The organism is Leisingera sp. JC1 (assembly GCF_001679925.1).
Taxonomy (GTDB): Bacteria; Pseudomonadota; Alphaproteobacteria; order Rhodobacterales; family Rhodobacteraceae; genus Leisingera.
Genome location: NZ_LYUZ01000128.1, coordinates 1 through 16,547 on the forward strand (window position 1 = coordinate 1; position 16,547 = coordinate 16,547).

Sequence of the window (16,547 nt, forward strand, 5' to 3'; positions counted from 1 at the left end):
ATCCATATGATAACCCATACGCCGAGAGCTTCATGAAGACACTCAAGGTCGAGGCGGTTTACGTCACAGAGTATGAAACCTTCGAAGACGTGGCCGCCGATCTGCCACGCTTCATCGAGGCAATGTACAACGAGAGGAGACTGCATTCCGCTCTGGGCTACACCAGCCCCAACCGCTATGAAGAGATACACGCCCCGGATTGGACAAAGTCAGCAGCTTAAACTGTCCACCCGCAGGGGCGCACTCCAATGCGGAAGGCGCCCTTTGGAACGCCCAGTGGGGCGCGGGCCGGGTCGTTCGATACCTGGCGGACGGAACAGTTGATTGTGTCGTCACATTCGAAGCGACGCAGACCTCCTGCCCGGCGTTCGGAGGGACCGAGATGCAGACCCTCTTTGTCACAACTGCTTTCGAAGGCATCGTGAGCCCCGACCACTTACAGGGCTGCCTTTTCCATGCCGAAGCGACGCTACCGGGGGTCGCCGAACACGCCGTGCGATGTTGATACGTTCGCTGTTTCTTTCGGACGCCAGAGCCGCGGCCTGTTTAATCCTTTTGAAATCCGGACCTCAATCGACCCCTGCATCTCTGGTTGGACGTTCGAATCCACCATGCTTGCCAGACATTTTGGCGTTCGCTACCGGTCGTAGAAATCGGGTGCGTCGTTCGCTCATGTCCGTGTTGGATCGAAAGCAGACGTCCAGAAGCCGGTGTCGGCCCGACTTCCGGCGGAATGCGATGACCAGCCTTCAAAGACTAGGTCACATATGGCTTGGTGTGCAGCGAGGGTTAAGTAGAATTGAAGCAAGTCGGAAGGTTTCGGCTATTCAGAGAGACACAACCAATAGCCGAACCTTCCTTCGGATTCCGGACGCTTCAGATCGATAGAGGTTTGGAGCTACCAGATCTGATCCGGTGACAGCGGCGTCCCGGTTATGTTCAACGCCCCCAGCGCGCGCAATCTGGCATAGGCCGCATCCGCGAGCGCACCGCAATCGGCCAAGGCGCGGTCGAAACGCGCATGGCTAAACTCTGTCAAAACCCGTGATGCCAGAGTCTCTTCGCCCGCATCCATCAGCAGCGAAGCCGCCCGCAACAACTCGGGTAGTTCCTCATTCGTGTGCGCTTCGATCGCCCGCCAATGGGTCCAGATTTCGCGCAGGATCGGGTCCTGCTTTTGGAAGGCGAGATGCATCAACCGCTTGAAGATGCTGAAGGCCGAAGGTCCAGTCTCGATCCCCTGTGGAATGTGCGAAACCGAATCCGGGTTTTTGTCTGCCTTGCGGCAATCCAGAAAACGGTGACTTTCGCCGGTCGTCAGATAGCGGTGCTGTTGCCATGCGGGAGGCACCGAGGCCTGGCCCAGAAAGACCGGCAGCAGAGGCGCGGTGACCGGCCCGACGGGCGCATGCCACATCATGCGCAGCGCGTCGTGCTTCGGATGAGTGAGCGGCACGACCTGGCCATAGCCGGCGGTATCGCCGGTCAGGCGCTCGCTGCTGATCGACCAGAATACATCATCAAGCGTGATCTTCCCGGGCTGGGCCGCGCGGGTGCGCATCTCGTCCTCGATCCAGGCGACGCCGTCCCAGCGGTGCTTGCCGTCACCATAGATATGGTTGACATGAAACGGGCCTTCGCCCTCCGACCACCAGCCCATGTCCCGGGCGGTTTCAAAGAAATGTGCCGGGAACAGGAAATCTTTGGTCGGGGCCGCCGGGATTTCGCCGATATAGCCGGGGCGCGAGGCGCGGATGTCGTCCGGGCCAAGCCGCTCGGCGCACCACAGACCGCGCCCGCCGGCGAATTCGATCACCACCCAGGCTTCCTCGGGGTCGGCGATGATGTGGGAATTGCCGCCATAGGAGGAATACCCATGTTTTGCGATGAGATCCGCGATCAGCTCCACACCCTCACGGGCACTGCGGGCGCGTTCCACGACGATCCGGGCCAGATCCGAGTAGTTCGGTCCGGTCTGATCCTTGGGGGTCATGGCGATCAGCTCGGCCCTCGAGGTGGACCAGATGTCGCGCACCGCGACCCCGCATTCGTTCACCCCGCCATTGGTCAGCGGCGCCGGCACGCCGAGATAGTAGCTGTAGCTCACCCGCATGTTGCGCAGCGTCTCGGGGGCTTGAGGGATCTCGCTCATATGCCCGGGCATATCGGCCTCCGGGGTCACGCCAACCGGCAGGGTTGCCCCCTTGGGATATTTCGCGCGGGGACAGATCTCCAGCCAGTGGCTGCTCGGCTCATCGCCATAGCCGGCCAGATAGGCGACCCCGTCAGCGGTGAGGTTTCGCCCGATATAGATACCGTAACTCATTGTTTTTTCCGTTGATTGTTATGTTTTGTATTTAGCCTAGCGGGAAATGGCAGGCGTGCCGACGCCCGTCCGCCATGGTGACATGTGGCGGTTTCTCGGCCCTGCAACGATCCTGAGCAAAGGGACAGCGCCCCGCGAAATCGCAGCCCTTCGGCCGGTTGAGCAGGCTTGGAACCTCGCCCGAGATCGACACATGCACGCGGCGCCGGTCCGGGTCGGGCTGCGGTACGCCCTCGACAAGAGCCCGCGTGTAGGGATGCACCGGACGGGCAAAAACTTCGTCGGTGCGGCCCTCCTCAACGATGCGACCCAGATACATGATCGCCAGCCGATCGGCGATATGGCGCACCACGGGCAGGTTGTGGGTGATGATCAGATAGCCCAGCCCGTGCTCGGCCTGAAGATCCGCCATCAGGTTGAGGATCTCGCCCTGCACCGACACGTCCAGCCCGGCGGTGGGCTCGTCGGCGATGATCAGCTTGGGGTTCAGAGCCAGCGCACGGGCGACGCCGACGCGCCGTGCCTGCCCGCCCGAAAGCTCATGCGGATAGCGCGACAGGAAATGTTTGGGCAGCCGCACCATCTCGGCCAGCCGCTCGGCCTCGGCGTCCAGATCGACGCCGGTGATGTCGTGGATCTGGAACGGCTCGGTAATCAGGGCCCGAACGGATTTGCGCGGGGAAAGCGAGCCGACCGGGTCCTGGAACATCATCGCCATGTCCCGGCGCAGAGGCTTGAACCGGGCTTCGGGCATGTTACGGATTTCTTTGCCTTCAAAGCGCACACTGCCCGCCTGCGACGGCACGAGGTTGAGCACGCAGCGCCCCAGCGTCGTTTTACCAGAACCGCTTTCGCCCACCAGCCCGACAGTTTCGCCGGGGGCGACCGACAGGCCGACATCCAGCACCGCGTCCACATGGCGTTGACTCAGCCCTTTCAGCCGTGCCCGCAGAGGACCGATGGTCTCGAACTGCACGTTCAGCTCCGAGACCTCAAGGAGGGCGGCGTCGTGTTTGGCGCGAGCGGGCTTGGTCCCAGCACTGCCCTCCTGGCCCACGGTCATCACGTCCAGCGGCGGCGGCCAGCTGGGATCATGGTGCAGCCCGTCCAGAAGGTGACAGCGCGCCAGGCTCGTCTCACCGCGCGCCACATCCGGCGGCAAGGTCTCGTGGCAGACCGGCAGCGCCCGCTGGCAACGCGGTGCATAGATACAGCCCGACCGGGGTTTGGTCAGATCGGGAATATCGCCGGGAATGACCGGCAGCTTGCGCGACACATCGTCGATCCGCGCCGGGTCGCATTCCAGCAGCGCGCGGGTATAGGGATGCTGCGCGTTGTGAAAGATCTCGCGCACCTCGCCCGCCTCGATCACCTCGCCGGCATACATGACGACCACATCGTCGCAGAGCTCGGCAATCAGACCCAGATTGTGCGAAACCACGACCACGGTTGCGTCCAGCTCTTTTTGCAAGTCCTGGAGCAGATGGATGATCTGTGCCTCCATGGTGACATCCAGCGCCGTGGTCGGCTCATCGGCCAGCAGCAGCTGCGGCCCGGTGAGCAGCGCCATCGCGATACCCGCACGCTGGCGCATCCCGCCCGAGAAGTGGTGGGGATACTGGTCGATCCGCTTGTCCGGGTCGGGAATGCCCACCTTGCCCAGCATCTCGACCGCCAGGCGCCGTTTCTCCGCGGCAGAGACATTGGGCCTCCGGTAGAGGATGTCGAGCATCTGCCGACCGTAGGTCAGCACCGGGATCTGGCTGGTCATCGGGTCCTGGAAGACCACCGAGATTTCCTCGCCTCGCGTGGCGCGCAGTTGCGCCTCGCTGGCTTGCAGTAGGTCACGGTCCCCGAAGCGGACCTCGCCGCCCATGACATCGGCGTTCTTGGCCAGAAGCCCCAGAAGCGCCCAGAGCACCGTGGATTTGCCCGACCCGCTTTCGCCGACAATGCCCACGATCCGGTTCTTGCGGATCGGGAACGAGATGTCGCGCAGCGCCTTGACCCGCCCCCGAGGGGTGCGGAAATCGACCGACAGGTTGCGCACATCCAAGAGCGTCTCGGGGGAGTGTAATGCGTCCTTGGGCATATCAGCGTCCTTTTCCCATTCGTGGATCGAAAATGTCGCGCAGCGCTTCGCCGAGGAAGGTAAATCCAAGCGTGGTCAGGATCAGCGGGATGCCCCCGGCGATTACCATCCAGGGCGCGTCGCGGATCACCAGATAGCCCTCGTTCAGGATCGTGCCCCAGCTAGCGGTCGGCGGCGTCACGCCGAGACCCAGAAAGCTGAGCCCGGCCTCGACTGTGACCACCACCGGCACATCCATCGCGGCCAGGATCAGCAAGGGACCGACCACATTCGGCATGACGTGATGCAGCAGCGTTCTCGTCATGCTGGCTCCGAGCGAGCGCTCGGCCAGGATGAAATCGGTGTTCCTCAGTGTCAGCGTCGCCGTCCGCGCCACCCGCGCATATTGCGGAATCGAGGTGATGATCACGATCGCCAGCACCACAGTGAGGCTCGGCCCGGTCAGCGCCACGGTGGCCAGCGCCAGCACGATCGTCGGGAACGAACGCACGGTGTCAAAGATCAGCAGCAGCAGGCTGTCCAGCCAGCGCGGTCCGAACCCGGCGATCATGCCGAGCGTCAGGCCGATGGTCAGCGCGACCGATACGCCGATGGCGGCGATCTTCAGCGCCACGCGCCCGCCGTAGAGGATGCGCGAGAGCGTATCGCGACCAAGTTGGTCGGTGCCGGCCAGGTGGTCGAGCGTCGGGCCCGACAGCCGCGCCGGTACGTCCAGCGCGTTGGGGTCATACGGTGCAAGCCAGGACGCGAAGATCGCGCTTGCGAAAAATGCGGTGACAAGGATCAACCCGGTCAGGCCCTGCCAGTTGGTCAGGAAGCTGCGCAGCTTTTCGCGGCGCTCGCGGGCGGCGGATTCACGGATCTCGGTTTCGGTCACGTGATCGGGAAGGCCCGATGCGTCGACGGCCGGGATGCCGGTTACGGGTTCAGAGCGATTCTCGGACACGGGGATCAAACCAAGCTATGAGGATGTCAGAAAACAGGACGACGAGGATATAGAGGCCGGTGGCCACCAGAACCGCGCCCTGCACGATGGGGAAGTTGCGCGCCATGACGGCATCGAAGATCAGTTTGCCAAGGCCGGGGCGGGCAAAGATGATCTCGGCAAAGACGGTCGAGGAGATCATGCCACCAAAGCCCATGCCGATCAGCGTGATCGTCGGCAAGATGGCGACCCGCAGCGCATAGCCAAAGATCACCCGCCGGGGTTGCAGGCCGAAAGCGCGGGCGGAGCGGATATAGTTCTCGCCCATGACCTCCAGCATCGAGGCGCGCACCATGCGCGCCAGATAGCCCACCCAGCTCAGCCCGATGGCAAAGGCCGGAAGGATCAGATGCATCAACTGGTCGCCGATCTGCCCCGGCTCGCCCGCGCCGATGGCCGGAAGCCAGCGCAGCTGCACGGCAAAGATCAGCAGCGCCCAGATCGACACCAGGAACGACGGCACGGCGATGGTGCCCACCGACAGCACGCCCGTCACACGGTCAAGCCAGCTGTTGGGCTTGACCGCCGCCAGGCAGCCCAGCGGGATGCCGAGCAACATGGCCCAGCCCATGCCCGCGCCGACCAGCGCGAGGGTAAAGCAGATCCGCTCCATGATGATGGCGGTCACTGGGCGGTCGGAGAACACATCCAACCCAAGATCGCCGGTCAGGGCATTGCCGATATAGATCAGGAACTGGCGCCAGACAGGTTCGTTGAGATGCATCTTTTCGGCATAGCGCGCGATGGCCTCTTCGGTCGCACGCGGCCCGAGGGCGATGGTCGCCGGGTCGCCGGGAATGAAATGCAGCAGCGAAAAGAGCACCAGTACAACAAGCCCGATCACCACCGCCGACAGCCCCAGGCGTTTGGTAAGATAATATAGCACGGACGATTTCCCCTCGACCGGAGTTCATTTTGCCGGCCCACGCGGCAGGGCGCGGGCCGATACCGAGGTGCGCGATCAGCCCATGCCGAACCTGCGGTAGTTCAGCTCGCCCGACGGCGCGGCATTGACCGTTACATCGGTGCTGTGCCCGAATGCTTCGGGCTCATGATTGATCCAGACATAGGCACCCGTATTCTCCATGATCTCCTGCATCCGCACGTAAATATCGTGGCGTTTTTGCTGGTCAGTCTCATTGACGCCCTCATCATAGAGGCGGTCGAACTCCTCATCGGTCCAGCGCTCCCAATTCCAGACACCGACCTGGTTTGAGGTGAACCACTGTGTCGCCTCATAGGGGTCCGGTGTGGTGCCGAACCGCATCAGCCACAGCTCCAGCTCCTTCCAGGTGTCGCCTTTGCTTTCCTGGCCCATCTCCCAGAACGGGCCTCCGTCGAGCGGCAGGACATTGAGGGTAATCCCGACCGCAGCGAGGTTGGCCTGGATGATCTGCGCCGTCAGCATCCGTTCCTGATTGTTGAGCGTGCGCAGGGTCAGCTCAAGACCGGACACGCCGACCTCCTCCAGCAGCGCCCGCGCCTTGGCCGGGTCATAGCTGTAGCCCGCGCTGTCGCGTTGGCCGGTCAGGCCGGGGCAGATGATGCCGTGCGACTTGGCCGTGGTGCCGGAATAGGCGCCTTGCAGGATCGTATCCACATCCACCGCATGCTGAATCGCCTGCCGCACGCGGATGTCTTGCAACTTGGGATGTTCGGTATTCATCCCCATCCACATGTATTGCAGCTCGCCCGCAACTGCGATGCCGGTGCCCTCGGGCATGTCCTTGGTATAGCGTGCCAGCGTATCGGCGCCGACGCTGGTGCAATCCAGCTCGCCCGCTTCAAAGGCCAGCTCAGCCGCCTTGACCTCGGTGATGACATTGCATTCCACCCGGTCAAAGGCCGGTTTCGGCCCGGTCCATTCGGGGTTTGCGGAAAAGACAGCGCGCTGGCCCGGCGTCGCGTCGTAGGTATAGGGGCCGCAGACAGCGGGGAACTTCGTGGTGAACTTTCCGCCCACGTCGGCCATGGCCTTTTCGCTCAGCACCGCGCCCGGCCCGTGGCAGAGGGTGATCATGATGAACGGCGCAAAGGGCTTGCTGAGCGCGATGGTGCCGGTGCGCTCGCCGGTCACCTCGACATGGTCCAGCGCTTCGAAATAGCCCGACCAGTCGCTGTCCTTCATGCGCTCGTAGGAATACTTGACATCCGAAGCCGTGACGGCCCCGTAGCCACCGGACCAGACCAGCCCCTCGGCCAGCTCAAAGTCGATATGAGTGGCGTCGCTCTGTTCCAGCTTGGTGACGAAATAGGTTGGTTCCCAAGTGAAGGTTTCGCCATCGCGGGCGTATTGGGCGAGGAAGGGCAGGCATTGTTTCTGCGCCTCGATTTCCGTACCACCCGTCATGAAGCCCGGGTCGAGCACGTTGTTGTCCCGGTCGATGCGCAGGCGCAGCGTGTTGCCGGATTGAGCGAAGGCCGCAGTTGTCCATCCCGGGGCCAGACCCAATGCGCCCAAGGCCGCCGTGGTGCCGAGGAAACCTCGGCGGGTTGTTGTTTGTATCATTGTCGTGTCCTCCCTGAACAATTTCTGACCGGAGCATGACATGGTTTTGAAACTGATCAATTTCGCACGGCTTCGCTTACTGACGCAACTTTCGCATCATTTCGCTTATATATGATCGCGCGGCAGGCGCTCTTGCCACTGTCTTTCCACAACCAGCGCAGCGCCCTCCCAAGCGCGCAGCTCTGCGGTGATGATGAAGTCGCCGAGGTCGGAATGTCCGAGTTGTGAGTTTCCCTCACGCCGTGGGGATGCCGGTCAAATTGCGCCGTCTTACGCCTGTCTGAACTCCATGGACCACTAGGGTACGTTTGATGCGGGAATGACTTCGCGCCTGCGACGGGGCGGCAATTTCGTGCCTTTCGCGAATTGACGCGACAAGAGCTTCACTCTAATAAGACCTCATGCCTGACGAACTTCGCCAAAATCTCGCTCTGCTGTGCAGCTATCACCCCTCCATTGCCGAGGTCTGCCGCAAGCTCGACCTCAACCGCCAGCAGTTCAACAAGTATCTCGCGGGCACCTCGCACCCGTCGCGCCGCAATATGCGGCGGATCTGTGACTTCTTTGGCGTGTCGGAATCCGAATTGCTCATGGAGCCTCAGCTGTTCGAGAACATCGTATCGCTCAAGCGCAAGCCGATGGGTCAGGAGAAACTCAGCGAGCCGCTGCGTCATCTCGAGCTGATTTACAAGCGCAGCCAGGCACTCGAAAAATACATCGGCTACTATTTTCGCTACTTCTATTCGTTCAGCAATCCCGGGAAAATCATTCGATCTCTGGCGTCTATTCACAAGGAAAGCGAGCGCTTCTACTGGAGCAACATCGAATTGCTTCGCGATCCGGAAACCGGCCAGTCGCAAGGCATGAACAAGTATAAAGGCGCGGTGTTCTACCTTGCCGACCGGATCTACATCGTGGAATACGAGACGATCGAGCTGGGCTCGATCACTCAGGCGACGCTTTATCCCAGCCACCGCAGCAGGCTGGATACGCTGGTCGGCATCCAGACCGGCGGCCCGACACGGCGCGGACGCAAACCCGGCGCCTCGAAGGTCGCACTGGAATACTTGGGCCGTGAAATCAATGTTCGTCAAGCTTTGAAACGGACCGGGCTGTTCGACCCCAGAGAGGGCTTGTTTCGACCTGATATTTTATCATTGATTGAGAATAATATTGGGCCTTCGTCATTTGTCTTGGATGTGGAAGAGCCTTAATGCATGGGCGAGAACGCGAATTAAACTGGATGGCGTACTGATATTGCGGCGAGATGCCAGGGTGCCGCCCGGTAGTCATCAACCTCAGTTCAGTAGTTCGCCCCGTTGCCCTGAGAAATTAGAACGCGCTTAAATGTTCGGGTCTCCTTTCGGATATCATAGTTTCGAGCCGGGGGCGGTTACAGCATTGACGTGCTCCCTTTAGAGTCCGCGTTTTTCAGTTAGCTCTGTTCAGGGTTTGGTCCTCTCTTGACCGTTGGTGATACTCCCGCGGGGTGAGCCCGTCGAGGCTCGAATGCGGGCGGTGGTGATTGTAGTCGTCGCGCCAGGCGTGGATCAGGTGACAGGCATGGCGCAGGCTCGCAAACAAGTGCTCGTTCAGGCACTCATCCCGAAAACGGCCATTGAAGCTCTCCACAAAGCCGTTCTGCATCGGTTTGCCGGGCGCGATGTAGTGCCATTCGACCTGCCGGTCCTGCTGCCATTTCAAGATCGCGTTGCTGGTCAGTTCGGTGCCATTGTCGGACACCACCAAGCAGGGATAGCCACGCAAATCCGCGATCCTGTCCAGTTCCCTGGCGACACGCAGGCCCGACAGAGATGTGTCCACGACAGTAGCCAGGCATTCCCGGCTGAAGTCGTCGATCACACACAGAATACGGAACCGGCGCCCGTCCGAGAGCGTGTCTGAGACGAAGTCCAGCGACAACCGCTGGTTCGGCCCCTGCGGGATCGCCATAGGCGCCCTGGTTCCGATTGCGCGCTTGCGGCCGCCCCGTTTGCGCACCGTCAGCCCCTCTTCCCGGTAGATGCGATAGAGCTTTTCCAGTTCACCTCCCAGCCTTCCCGCTTCAGCAGAATGTGCAGGCGCCTGTAGCCGAACCGTCTGCGCTCACCGGACAACTCCTTCAATCGCTGACGCAATCCGCTGTCCTCCGGGCTGGTCGGCCGCCGCCGGTACACACGCGGATCGATCCCGGCCAGCGCACAAGCCCGCCGCTGCGAGTAGCTCTTCTCTTTCATAGCCCAGTCCACGGCGCGTCTCCTTGAACCGGGCTTCAGAAGTAATGGGATGGTCCGCCCCGCATCCTGGCGCCACGGTTGGCGTCAGGACAATCAAGGAGGAATGCCGGATGCGCACCAAACCAAAACCAAACGCCGCAACTTACGGGATCGATATCGGCAAGAAGGTCTTTCATGTCGTCGCGCTCGATGCCGAAGGACATCCAATTCAAAGAGCTAAGTTCTCGCGTGAGACATTGCTGCGGTTCTTCGAAGCTGCTGAGCCTGCCTTAATCGGCATGGAGGCCTGCGCTGGATCGCAGTGGCTGGCAAGGAAGCTAACGGGGATGGGGCACAATGCCCGGATCATTCCGGCCAAGTTCGTGAAGCCCTATGTTAAGTCCAACAAGTCGGACACGCTCGATGCAGAAGCCATTTCGGAAGCTGTCACCCGGCCGACGATGCGGTTCGTGCAGGTGCGGTCGGAAGAGCAAGTCGATCTTCAGGCTCTGCACCGTATACGAGATCGCTTGATCCGCAACCGGACTGGGCTCATGAACCAGGCACGTGCGTTCTGCATCGAATATGGCCTTGCCATGCGCACAGGGGCTGGCGGCTTCCATGCTGACATCCGGCATCACCTCGCCAATGAAGAGAACGACCTGTCCAACGCCATGCGGGCATTGTTTAACGATCTGCTCAATGACCTCGCGCATATCGAGCGGCGAGTCGCCGAGCTGACGAAAGAGATCGAAGCCATCGCGCACAGTGACGAGACGGTTCGGCGGTTGCTCACGATCCCTGGCATTGGCGCACTCGGTGCGACGGCTCTTGTTGCTGCCGCCGGAGATGGCCGCCAGTTCCGCAAAGCGCGTGATATGGCTGCCTGGCTTGGCTTGGTTCCAGCCGAGCATTCTTCTGGCGGAAAGCAGACCCTGCTCGGGATCAGCAAACGCGGCAATGGCTATGTCAGGCGTCTGATCATCCACGGTGCCCGGTCGTGCTTCCTGCATCTCCATCGTGAGACCCACGCCTTGGGTCGATGGCTCAGCGCGCTAGAAGACCGTACGCATCGCAACAAGGCGGTGGTTGCTCTGGCAAACAAACTCACCCGAATAGCCTGGGCAATGCGCCGACCCGACGCGTAGATCTCGACACCCAACGAAATTAGAAACGAATTTGTAGCGCACATTGCGAAACGCACTCCCCACTATGAGTTGTGCAAGATCTCGCAGCACGGGACAGGCGCTACAACGTGGGGCGCAGACGCCGGTTACTCCTCCTCCCCTCCAGCCTAATTTAGAATGTGATCGCGGACGAGACCGCGATCGCTTGCTCAGAAGTCAGCCGCGCCTCCGCTCCGCTCTAGCGCGCCTGGCATTTTCCGTTTGATTGGTCCGCCTGCCATCCGGCCGGCAATCTGAACACGGGTTCTGATGCCGCTGCGCGTCAGCCACCACGGAGAAATCCGGTTCCTCCCGCGCTAGGCGCGGGCCCCTCCCAATTTCACCGCTCCGGCCCCGTGTGTCAGATCACCGTCCGGCCGCAGTCCGGGCTGCGTCCACCCTGCTTTGCCCTCCGGAAGACACGAGGTCTTCCGAAGTGAAAATCAGGGAAGGCTTCGCCACTGGCGGAACAGGAGGCGCGAGCGGGGATGTTGGAGACACAAAAAAGGAAAGGTTCTGTCGCAAATGGCAAAACTATGTGTCGCCCGACACCCCACCAACCGCATTAGTTATTCGGTACCCTTTCACCTCTTCGCTGAGCATTTCTGTGCTATTCTTGCGAGGGTACGAATTTCTCATGCCAGCGTTGGCTTCGCCAGAAAGTCCGGTGCGAAGATCATGCGGCACAGCGGCTCGAAACGCGCTCTCAACTGGTCTCGATGCGTTTCAATTGTCATCTCTGGCGAACGGATCAAGTCCTGAAAGGTCAAGGTCCAGACATCGTAGAAGATTTGTGCGACCTGGCGCGGGTCTCCATGTGTGCGGTCGTGCAGGGTTAGCGTGTAGCTCGATACGATGACCTCAATCAGATCCAGGAGCGCATCATTGACCTGCTGGAAGGATTGTGCCAGTTCGGTGATCGGGTGCCGGATCGAGGCCGCTTCGGCATAGCGCCAAATCCGCTTACTCGCAATCTCCAGCGTCTCCACCGAAATATCCATGAACAGTGTCATCAGGATGCTGGTGAAATTGTCGTCCGTCCGCGGTGCGAGCACCTTGCTGTTGTCCCGCGCTTCCTGCGCTCCCTCGGTGATGAGCGCGATCAGGATCCCGTCCTTGCTGCCGAAATAGTTGAACACTGTCGGGGTCGAGACCCCGACAGTCTTGGCAATATCGGCCATGGTGGTCGCGTCCACGCCCTGTTCGGCGAAGAGTGAACGCGCCTCCTGAAGAATCGCTCCGCGCCGCTTTGCCTTCTTGTGCGATCTCAATCCTTCGGGCGCCTGCGCTTCGCCGTCGCCACGCGGTGCCGCCGCCTTCGGAGCGATCCTGTCCGACCTAGTCATTTAGCCACTTTCTTTATTCGATAAAAATTTTTATTGACTATAAAACACTCTGTCAATACCAATTACTGTCATCGACCAGCTTAGGGAGACTGCTGTTCCATGATCTTCTACCTGCTTGTCCCAGGGCGTTGGTAAGGCCCGAAGGGCGTTCAATGCAGGTACTCCGATAATGCACCCGCGGGCCGCCCGATGGTAAATGTGCGGAAAGGATCTGGGCCAGTGCAAAAGGCTGCCATCGAAGCAGTTTCAAGCACACGAGAGGAGAAACGCTTGTTCCAGTTCAATCATATCGTGGCCGCCCTTGGCGCCACAGCCACGCTGTCTAGCCTGTCCGGCTCGGCCAGCGCCCAGCCGGACGGCCCGTCCCGCTGGCTGATGCCCACTATGATCGAGGCCCGCGCGAGCATGTTCATGCCCACGCTCAATTACCTGACGTTCCAGCACATGGATCAGATGTTCGCCACCCGCACCGTGGATGCAGCCGATTCGGCCTGGGAACTGCTCGAAAACCCGATGTCGCTCGACGGGGACTATGTGATCCTGGGCGAGACCTATGATCTCGAAGGCGCGCTGGAGCGTACCCGGACCAATGCGCTCGTCGTGCTCAAGGACGGCGCGGTGGCCTATGAGACTTATCGCAATGGCAGCGGGCCGGACACTCGGTTCCTGACCTTTTCGGTCGCCAAGTCCTATACCTCGACCCTGATCGGCTTCGCGCTGCATGACGGGCTGATCGACAGTCTGGACGACAAGGTCACTAAGTACCTGCCCGAGATGGAAGGCTCCGGCTATGACGGCCCCACCGTGCGAGACCTATTGCGGATGCGCTCGGGCGTGGATTGGGAAGAGCGCTATGAATTCGGCAGCGAAACCCAGTTGACCCAGGTCCATGACAATTCACTCGTCGCCTATCGTTACCGCTGGTGTGACTACGCGGTGAAGGAGTCCGTTCCAGGCGAAACCGGGCCCGACGAACGCTTCAACTACGCTACGCTCGACACCAGTGTACTGGGCTGCATTGTCGAACGGGTGACTGGGCGGACAGGTGCAGACTACATGGCAGAGAAGCTCTGGAAGCCGATGGGGGCAGAGTCTGATGCCTATTGGATCATGGACGGGCCCGAGGATGTAGGGCGCGAATTCTTTGGCGCTGGCCTTGCCGCCACAGCCCGCGACCACGCGCGGTTCGGCCAGATGTTCCTACAGGGCGGCATGGCCAATGGCGAGCAGGTGGTGCCCGCGGATTGGGTGCGTGAGGCGACGGTGGCGGACGAAGGATACGAACCAGTAGAACCCGGCGCACCGATCGGCTATCAGTACCAGTGGTGGACCGATGCGGGCAGCGACGTTTACATGGCCCTCGGCCTGCATCACCAGTTCATCCGGGTGGACCCGGCGAACAATATCGTCATCGTCAAGATCAGCTACACGGAAGAGCCGGTCGGCCGGGATCAGGAAAACGAGGAACTTTTCGCCCAGATCACCGCGAAAATAACGCAATGAGCCGCTGCGCGGGCCAGCTTCGCGCTGCTGGCCCGCGACCTGAGCAGGCACCTATCGTCAACTTTAAGCAGCCAGTCTGGACATGTCGCGGTTTGATGCGGCTCCTTTAGCAGCATCCCACCCTGGCGGAGTTGAAGTGTAGCGCTGTTTGCGCCCAAGATGGCTGGTCACCTGAGTTGCGCTCATTCGTTTTACTGCGTCTTCCTGGATCCGAATTTTCAAGTGGCCACATACAGCTCACTTGCCGATTTCAGATTTGGGGGCAGATACGGATTGATCATGTCCCATAGCGTGGTGTAGCTCATGGCTGGCCGGGTGCTTTTGACGGGCCGAGTTGATCATTCTGTCTGAGTTGCAGGCAGGCTGATGACGGGATCATCGCAGACCGGCGCCAAGGTTTCCAGCGTCATGTATCGCGCACGCTGCACGGTCCATTCCTCGGTCTGCTCCATGAGGATGGCGCCGACGAGCCGGCGTATGGCAGCCTCATTGGGAAAGATCCCGACGACGTCTGTCCTGCGCTTGATCTCGCCGTTCAAACGTTCAATCGGATTCGTAACCGGTATGAAGATCCCGGTGCTGATGTTCGGCCCCGATTCTTGCATCAGGGTGTATGCTGCGAGCATCCGGGACAGAGGCACCGGGAGCACGAAGGTGCGGGCAGGCCGATGTATTCGATGAGCTGCGAGCTCGTGTTAGTAGCTGGCCGCCTCTGCGACTCGCCCGGTTGCGCCGAGAGCGCGAATCCGTAGTTGTCGTGTCGCCCGCCGCTCCCGCTTTTTGTCACTGGCAAGGGAGGCGCGCNGTAACCGGTATGAAGATCCCGGTGCTGATGTTCGGCCCCGATTCTTGCATCAGGGTGTATGCTGCGAGCATCCGGGACAGAGGCACCGGGAGCACGAAGGTGCGGGCAGGCCGATGTATTCGATGAGCTGCGAGCTCGTGTTAGTAGCTGGCCGCCTCTGCGACTCGCCCGGTTGCGCCGAGAGCGCGAATCCGTAGTTGTCGTGTCGCCCGCCGCTCCCGCTTTTTGTCACTGGCAAGGGAGGCGCGCATGCGACGCGTGATCGGCATCGATATCCACCGCACCTTCGGGGAGGTGGTGATCTGGGAGAATGGCCTGACCCGGCACGAAGGCCGGGTCGAGATGACCCGCACGGCCCTGGAGGGGTTCGGCAGGCAACTCAAGAAGACGGACGAGGTGGTGATTGAGGCGACCGGAAACTGCATGGCGGTGTCCCGGATCCTGTCGCCCTATGTGAAGCGGGTGGTGATTGCCAATCCGCTTCAGGTCAAGGCGATCGCCCATGCCCATGTGAAGACCGACAAGGTCGACGCCGGGACGCTGGCCAGCCTGCATGCGGCCGGCTACCTGCCGGAAATCTGGACCCCGGATGCGGCGACGGAGCGGATGCGCAGGCTGGTGGCGCGCCGCCATCAGGTTGTCCGGCACCGGACCCGGATCAAGAACGAGGTGCATGCCATCCTGCATGCGCATCTGATCCCGAAGTGCCCGCATGCCGATCTCTTCAACCAGCGCGGCCGCGACTGGCTGGCCCGCGAGCCGGTGCCGGAGGACGAACGGGCCGCGATTGCGCGCCATATCCGCGAGCTCGACCGGCTCGGAGAGGACCTTGCCCAACTCGACTGCGACATCGCCCAAGGTTCTTTGGATGACAAAGAAATTCAGCGCCTCCTGACCATCACCGGGGTCAATCTGGCGGTTGCCGCCGGGCTGATGGCCGCGATCGGCAGCATCGAGCGGTTCAAGTCGCCGCAGAAACTGGTGAGTTATTTCGGGTTGAACCCGCGCGTCCGCCAATCCGGTCTGGGACCCGCCCACCATGGCCGGATTAGCAAAGCTGGCCGCAGCCATGCCCGCGCCATGCTGGTCGAGGCGGCCTGGGCCGCGGCGAAAGCGCCGGGTCCGTTGCGCGCCTTCTTCATCCGCATCCGCGCGCGGCGCGGACATCAGATCGCCGCCGTCGCGGTGGCGCGCAAGCTTGCGGCCCTTTGCTGGCACATGCTGACGAAAGGCGAGGATTATCGCTGGGCCCGGCCCAGCCTGGTGGCCCACAAGCGCCGCGCCATGGAACTGGCGGCCGGGCAGCCGCAGAAAAAGGGTAATCGGCGTGGTGCAAGCTATGCCTACAATGTGAAGGAGCTGCGCCACCAGGAAGCCAAGATCGCTGAGCAAGCGGAGAAAAGCTACGAGCACTTCGTGGCGGCCTGGCGGCCACACCCTCCAAAACAGGGCGGGTGTGCGGCCGCCTCAAACCGGCAGGGACTGAATAGGCTGCCCGGTGACGCTTCCRGCCGACACGCCACGCTTCGCCCCGAGGTCGACCGCACTGCCAAAGAATAGAAGATTCCGGCGGAAAAGTCTTGTCGATCTCATCCGTCG

Annotated in this window: 11 protein-coding genes and 3 pseudogenes; 6 read left to right on the forward strand and 8 right to left on the reverse strand. The window is 61.3% G+C overall.

Features of this window, described 5'->3' with window-relative positions; genetic code table 11:
* Positions 1 to 221 (forward strand): integrase core domain-containing protein (locus A9D60_RS21385; protein ID WP_141117914.1); only part of this gene is annotated, 221 nt, incomplete at its 5' end.
* On the forward strand, positions 200 to 505 hold the full coding sequence (locus A9D60_RS25715; RefSeq protein WP_083194298.1) for an SMP-30/gluconolactonase/LRE family protein: 306 nt from the start codon (positions 200 to 202) through the stop codon (positions 503 to 505). The genes A9D60_RS21385 and A9D60_RS25715, both read left to right, overlap by 22 nt.
* A gap of 393 nt (positions 506 to 898) precedes the next feature.
* Here A9D60_RS25715 and A9D60_RS21390 read toward each other — a convergent pair whose 3' ends face one another.
* From A9D60_RS21390 to A9D60_RS21410, 5 genes are all read right to left on the reverse strand, one after another.
* Complete coding sequence (locus tag A9D60_RS21390) at positions 899 to 2,326, reverse strand: C69 family dipeptidase (protein WP_065269474.1); 1,428 nt, start codon at positions 2,324 to 2,326, stop codon at positions 899 to 901.
* Between the two features lie 31 nt (positions 2,327 to 2,357).
* Entirely contained in the window at positions 2,358 to 4,418 is a 2,061-nt protein-coding gene (locus A9D60_RS21395) for a dipeptide ABC transporter ATP-binding protein (RefSeq protein WP_065269475.1), read from the reverse strand.
* Between the two features lies 1 nt (position 4,419).
* Positions 4,420 to 5,364: an ABC transporter permease gene (locus A9D60_RS21400; protein WP_254656760.1), complete on the reverse strand. Its 945-nt coding sequence runs from the start codon at positions 5,362 to 5,364 to the stop codon at positions 4,420 to 4,422.
* Positions 5,345 to 6,289 (reverse strand): ABC transporter permease, encoded by a 945-nt coding sequence (locus tag A9D60_RS21405; RefSeq protein WP_065269476.1) that lies wholly within the window; start codon positions 6,287 to 6,289, stop codon positions 5,345 to 5,347. The genes A9D60_RS21400 and A9D60_RS21405 overlap by 20 nt, the downstream gene beginning before the upstream one ends.
* A gap of 75 nt (positions 6,290 to 6,364) precedes the next feature.
* Positions 6,365 to 7,912 carry an ABC transporter substrate-binding protein gene (locus A9D60_RS21410; RefSeq protein WP_065269477.1) on the reverse strand — a complete coding sequence of 516 codons (1,548 nt, stop codon included), beginning with the start codon at positions 7,910 to 7,912 and terminating at the stop codon, positions 6,365 to 6,367.
* A gap of 401 nt (positions 7,913 to 8,313) precedes the next feature.
* Between A9D60_RS21410 and A9D60_RS21415 the strand changes: the two genes are divergently transcribed.
* Positions 8,314 to 9,126, forward strand: a complete 813-nt coding sequence (locus A9D60_RS21415; RefSeq protein ID WP_065269478.1) for a helix-turn-helix domain-containing protein — start codon at positions 8,314 to 8,316, stop codon at positions 9,124 to 9,126.
* A 217-nt stretch (positions 9,127 to 9,343) separates the two neighbouring features.
* Here A9D60_RS21415 and A9D60_RS21420 read toward each other — a convergent pair.
* Positions 9,344 to 10,191 (reverse strand): annotated as a pseudogene (locus A9D60_RS21420) (IS3 family transposase); the annotation flags it as partial.
* Between the two features lie 68 nt (positions 10,192 to 10,259).
* Between A9D60_RS21420 and A9D60_RS21425 the strand changes: the two are divergent.
* The gene (locus A9D60_RS21425; RefSeq protein WP_065269479.1) at positions 10,260 to 11,276 is read left to right on the forward strand and encodes an IS110 family transposase; all 1,017 of its coding nucleotides are present in this window, start codon (positions 10,260 to 10,262) and stop codon (positions 11,274 to 11,276) included.
* Between the two features lie 653 nt (positions 11,277 to 11,929).
* On the opposite strand, the gene A9D60_RS21430 is transcribed toward A9D60_RS21425, so the two are convergent.
* Complete coding sequence (locus A9D60_RS21430; protein WP_083194301.1) at positions 11,930 to 12,640, reverse strand: TetR/AcrR family transcriptional regulator; 711 nt, start codon at positions 12,638 to 12,640, stop codon at positions 11,930 to 11,932.
* 270 nt (positions 12,641 to 12,910) lie between these two features.
* Here A9D60_RS21430 and A9D60_RS21435 point away from each other — a divergent pair, with 270 nt between their 5' ends.
* Complete coding sequence (locus tag A9D60_RS21435; RefSeq protein WP_217492082.1) at positions 12,911 to 14,143, forward strand: serine hydrolase domain-containing protein; 1,233 nt, start codon at positions 12,911 to 12,913, stop codon at positions 14,141 to 14,143.
* A gap of 338 nt (positions 14,144 to 14,481) precedes the next feature.
* On the opposite strand, the pseudogene A9D60_RS21440 reads toward A9D60_RS21435, so the two are convergent.
* Positions 14,482 to 14,700 (reverse strand): annotated as a pseudogene (locus A9D60_RS21440) (transposase); the annotation flags it as partial.
* A 515-nt stretch (positions 14,701 to 15,215) separates the two neighbouring features.
* On the opposite strand from A9D60_RS21440, the pseudogene A9D60_RS21445 reads away from it, so the two are divergent.
* Positions 15,216 to 16,394 (forward strand): annotated as a pseudogene (locus A9D60_RS21445) (IS110 family transposase); the annotation flags it as partial.
* Positions 16,395 to 16,547: the final 153 nt, after the last annotated feature.

Bases quoted from the DNA above. Each gene is read 5' to 3' on its own strand.
- A9D60_RS21425 (WP_065269479.1), top strand. From the start codon at position 10,260: ATGCGCACCAAACCAAAACCAAACGCCGCAACTTACGGGATCGATATC.
- A9D60_RS21430 (WP_083194301.1), bottom strand. From the start codon at position 12,640: ATGACTAGGTCGGACAGGATCGCTCCGAAGGCGGCGGCACCGCGTGGC.
- A9D60_RS21390 (WP_065269474.1), bottom strand. From the start codon at position 2,326: ATGAGTTACGGTATCTATATCGGGCGAAACCTCACCGCTGACGGGGTC.
- A9D60_RS21395 (WP_065269475.1), bottom strand. From the start codon at position 4,418: ATGCCCAAGGACGCATTACACTCCCCCGAGACGCTCTTGGATGTGCGC.
- A9D60_RS21410 (WP_065269477.1), bottom strand. From the start codon at position 7,912: ATGATACAAACAACAACCCGCCGAGGTTTCCTCGGCACCACGGCGGCC.
- A9D60_RS21415 (WP_065269478.1), top strand. From the start codon at position 8,314: ATGCCTGACGAACTTCGCCAAAATCTCGCTCTGCTGTGCAGCTATCAC.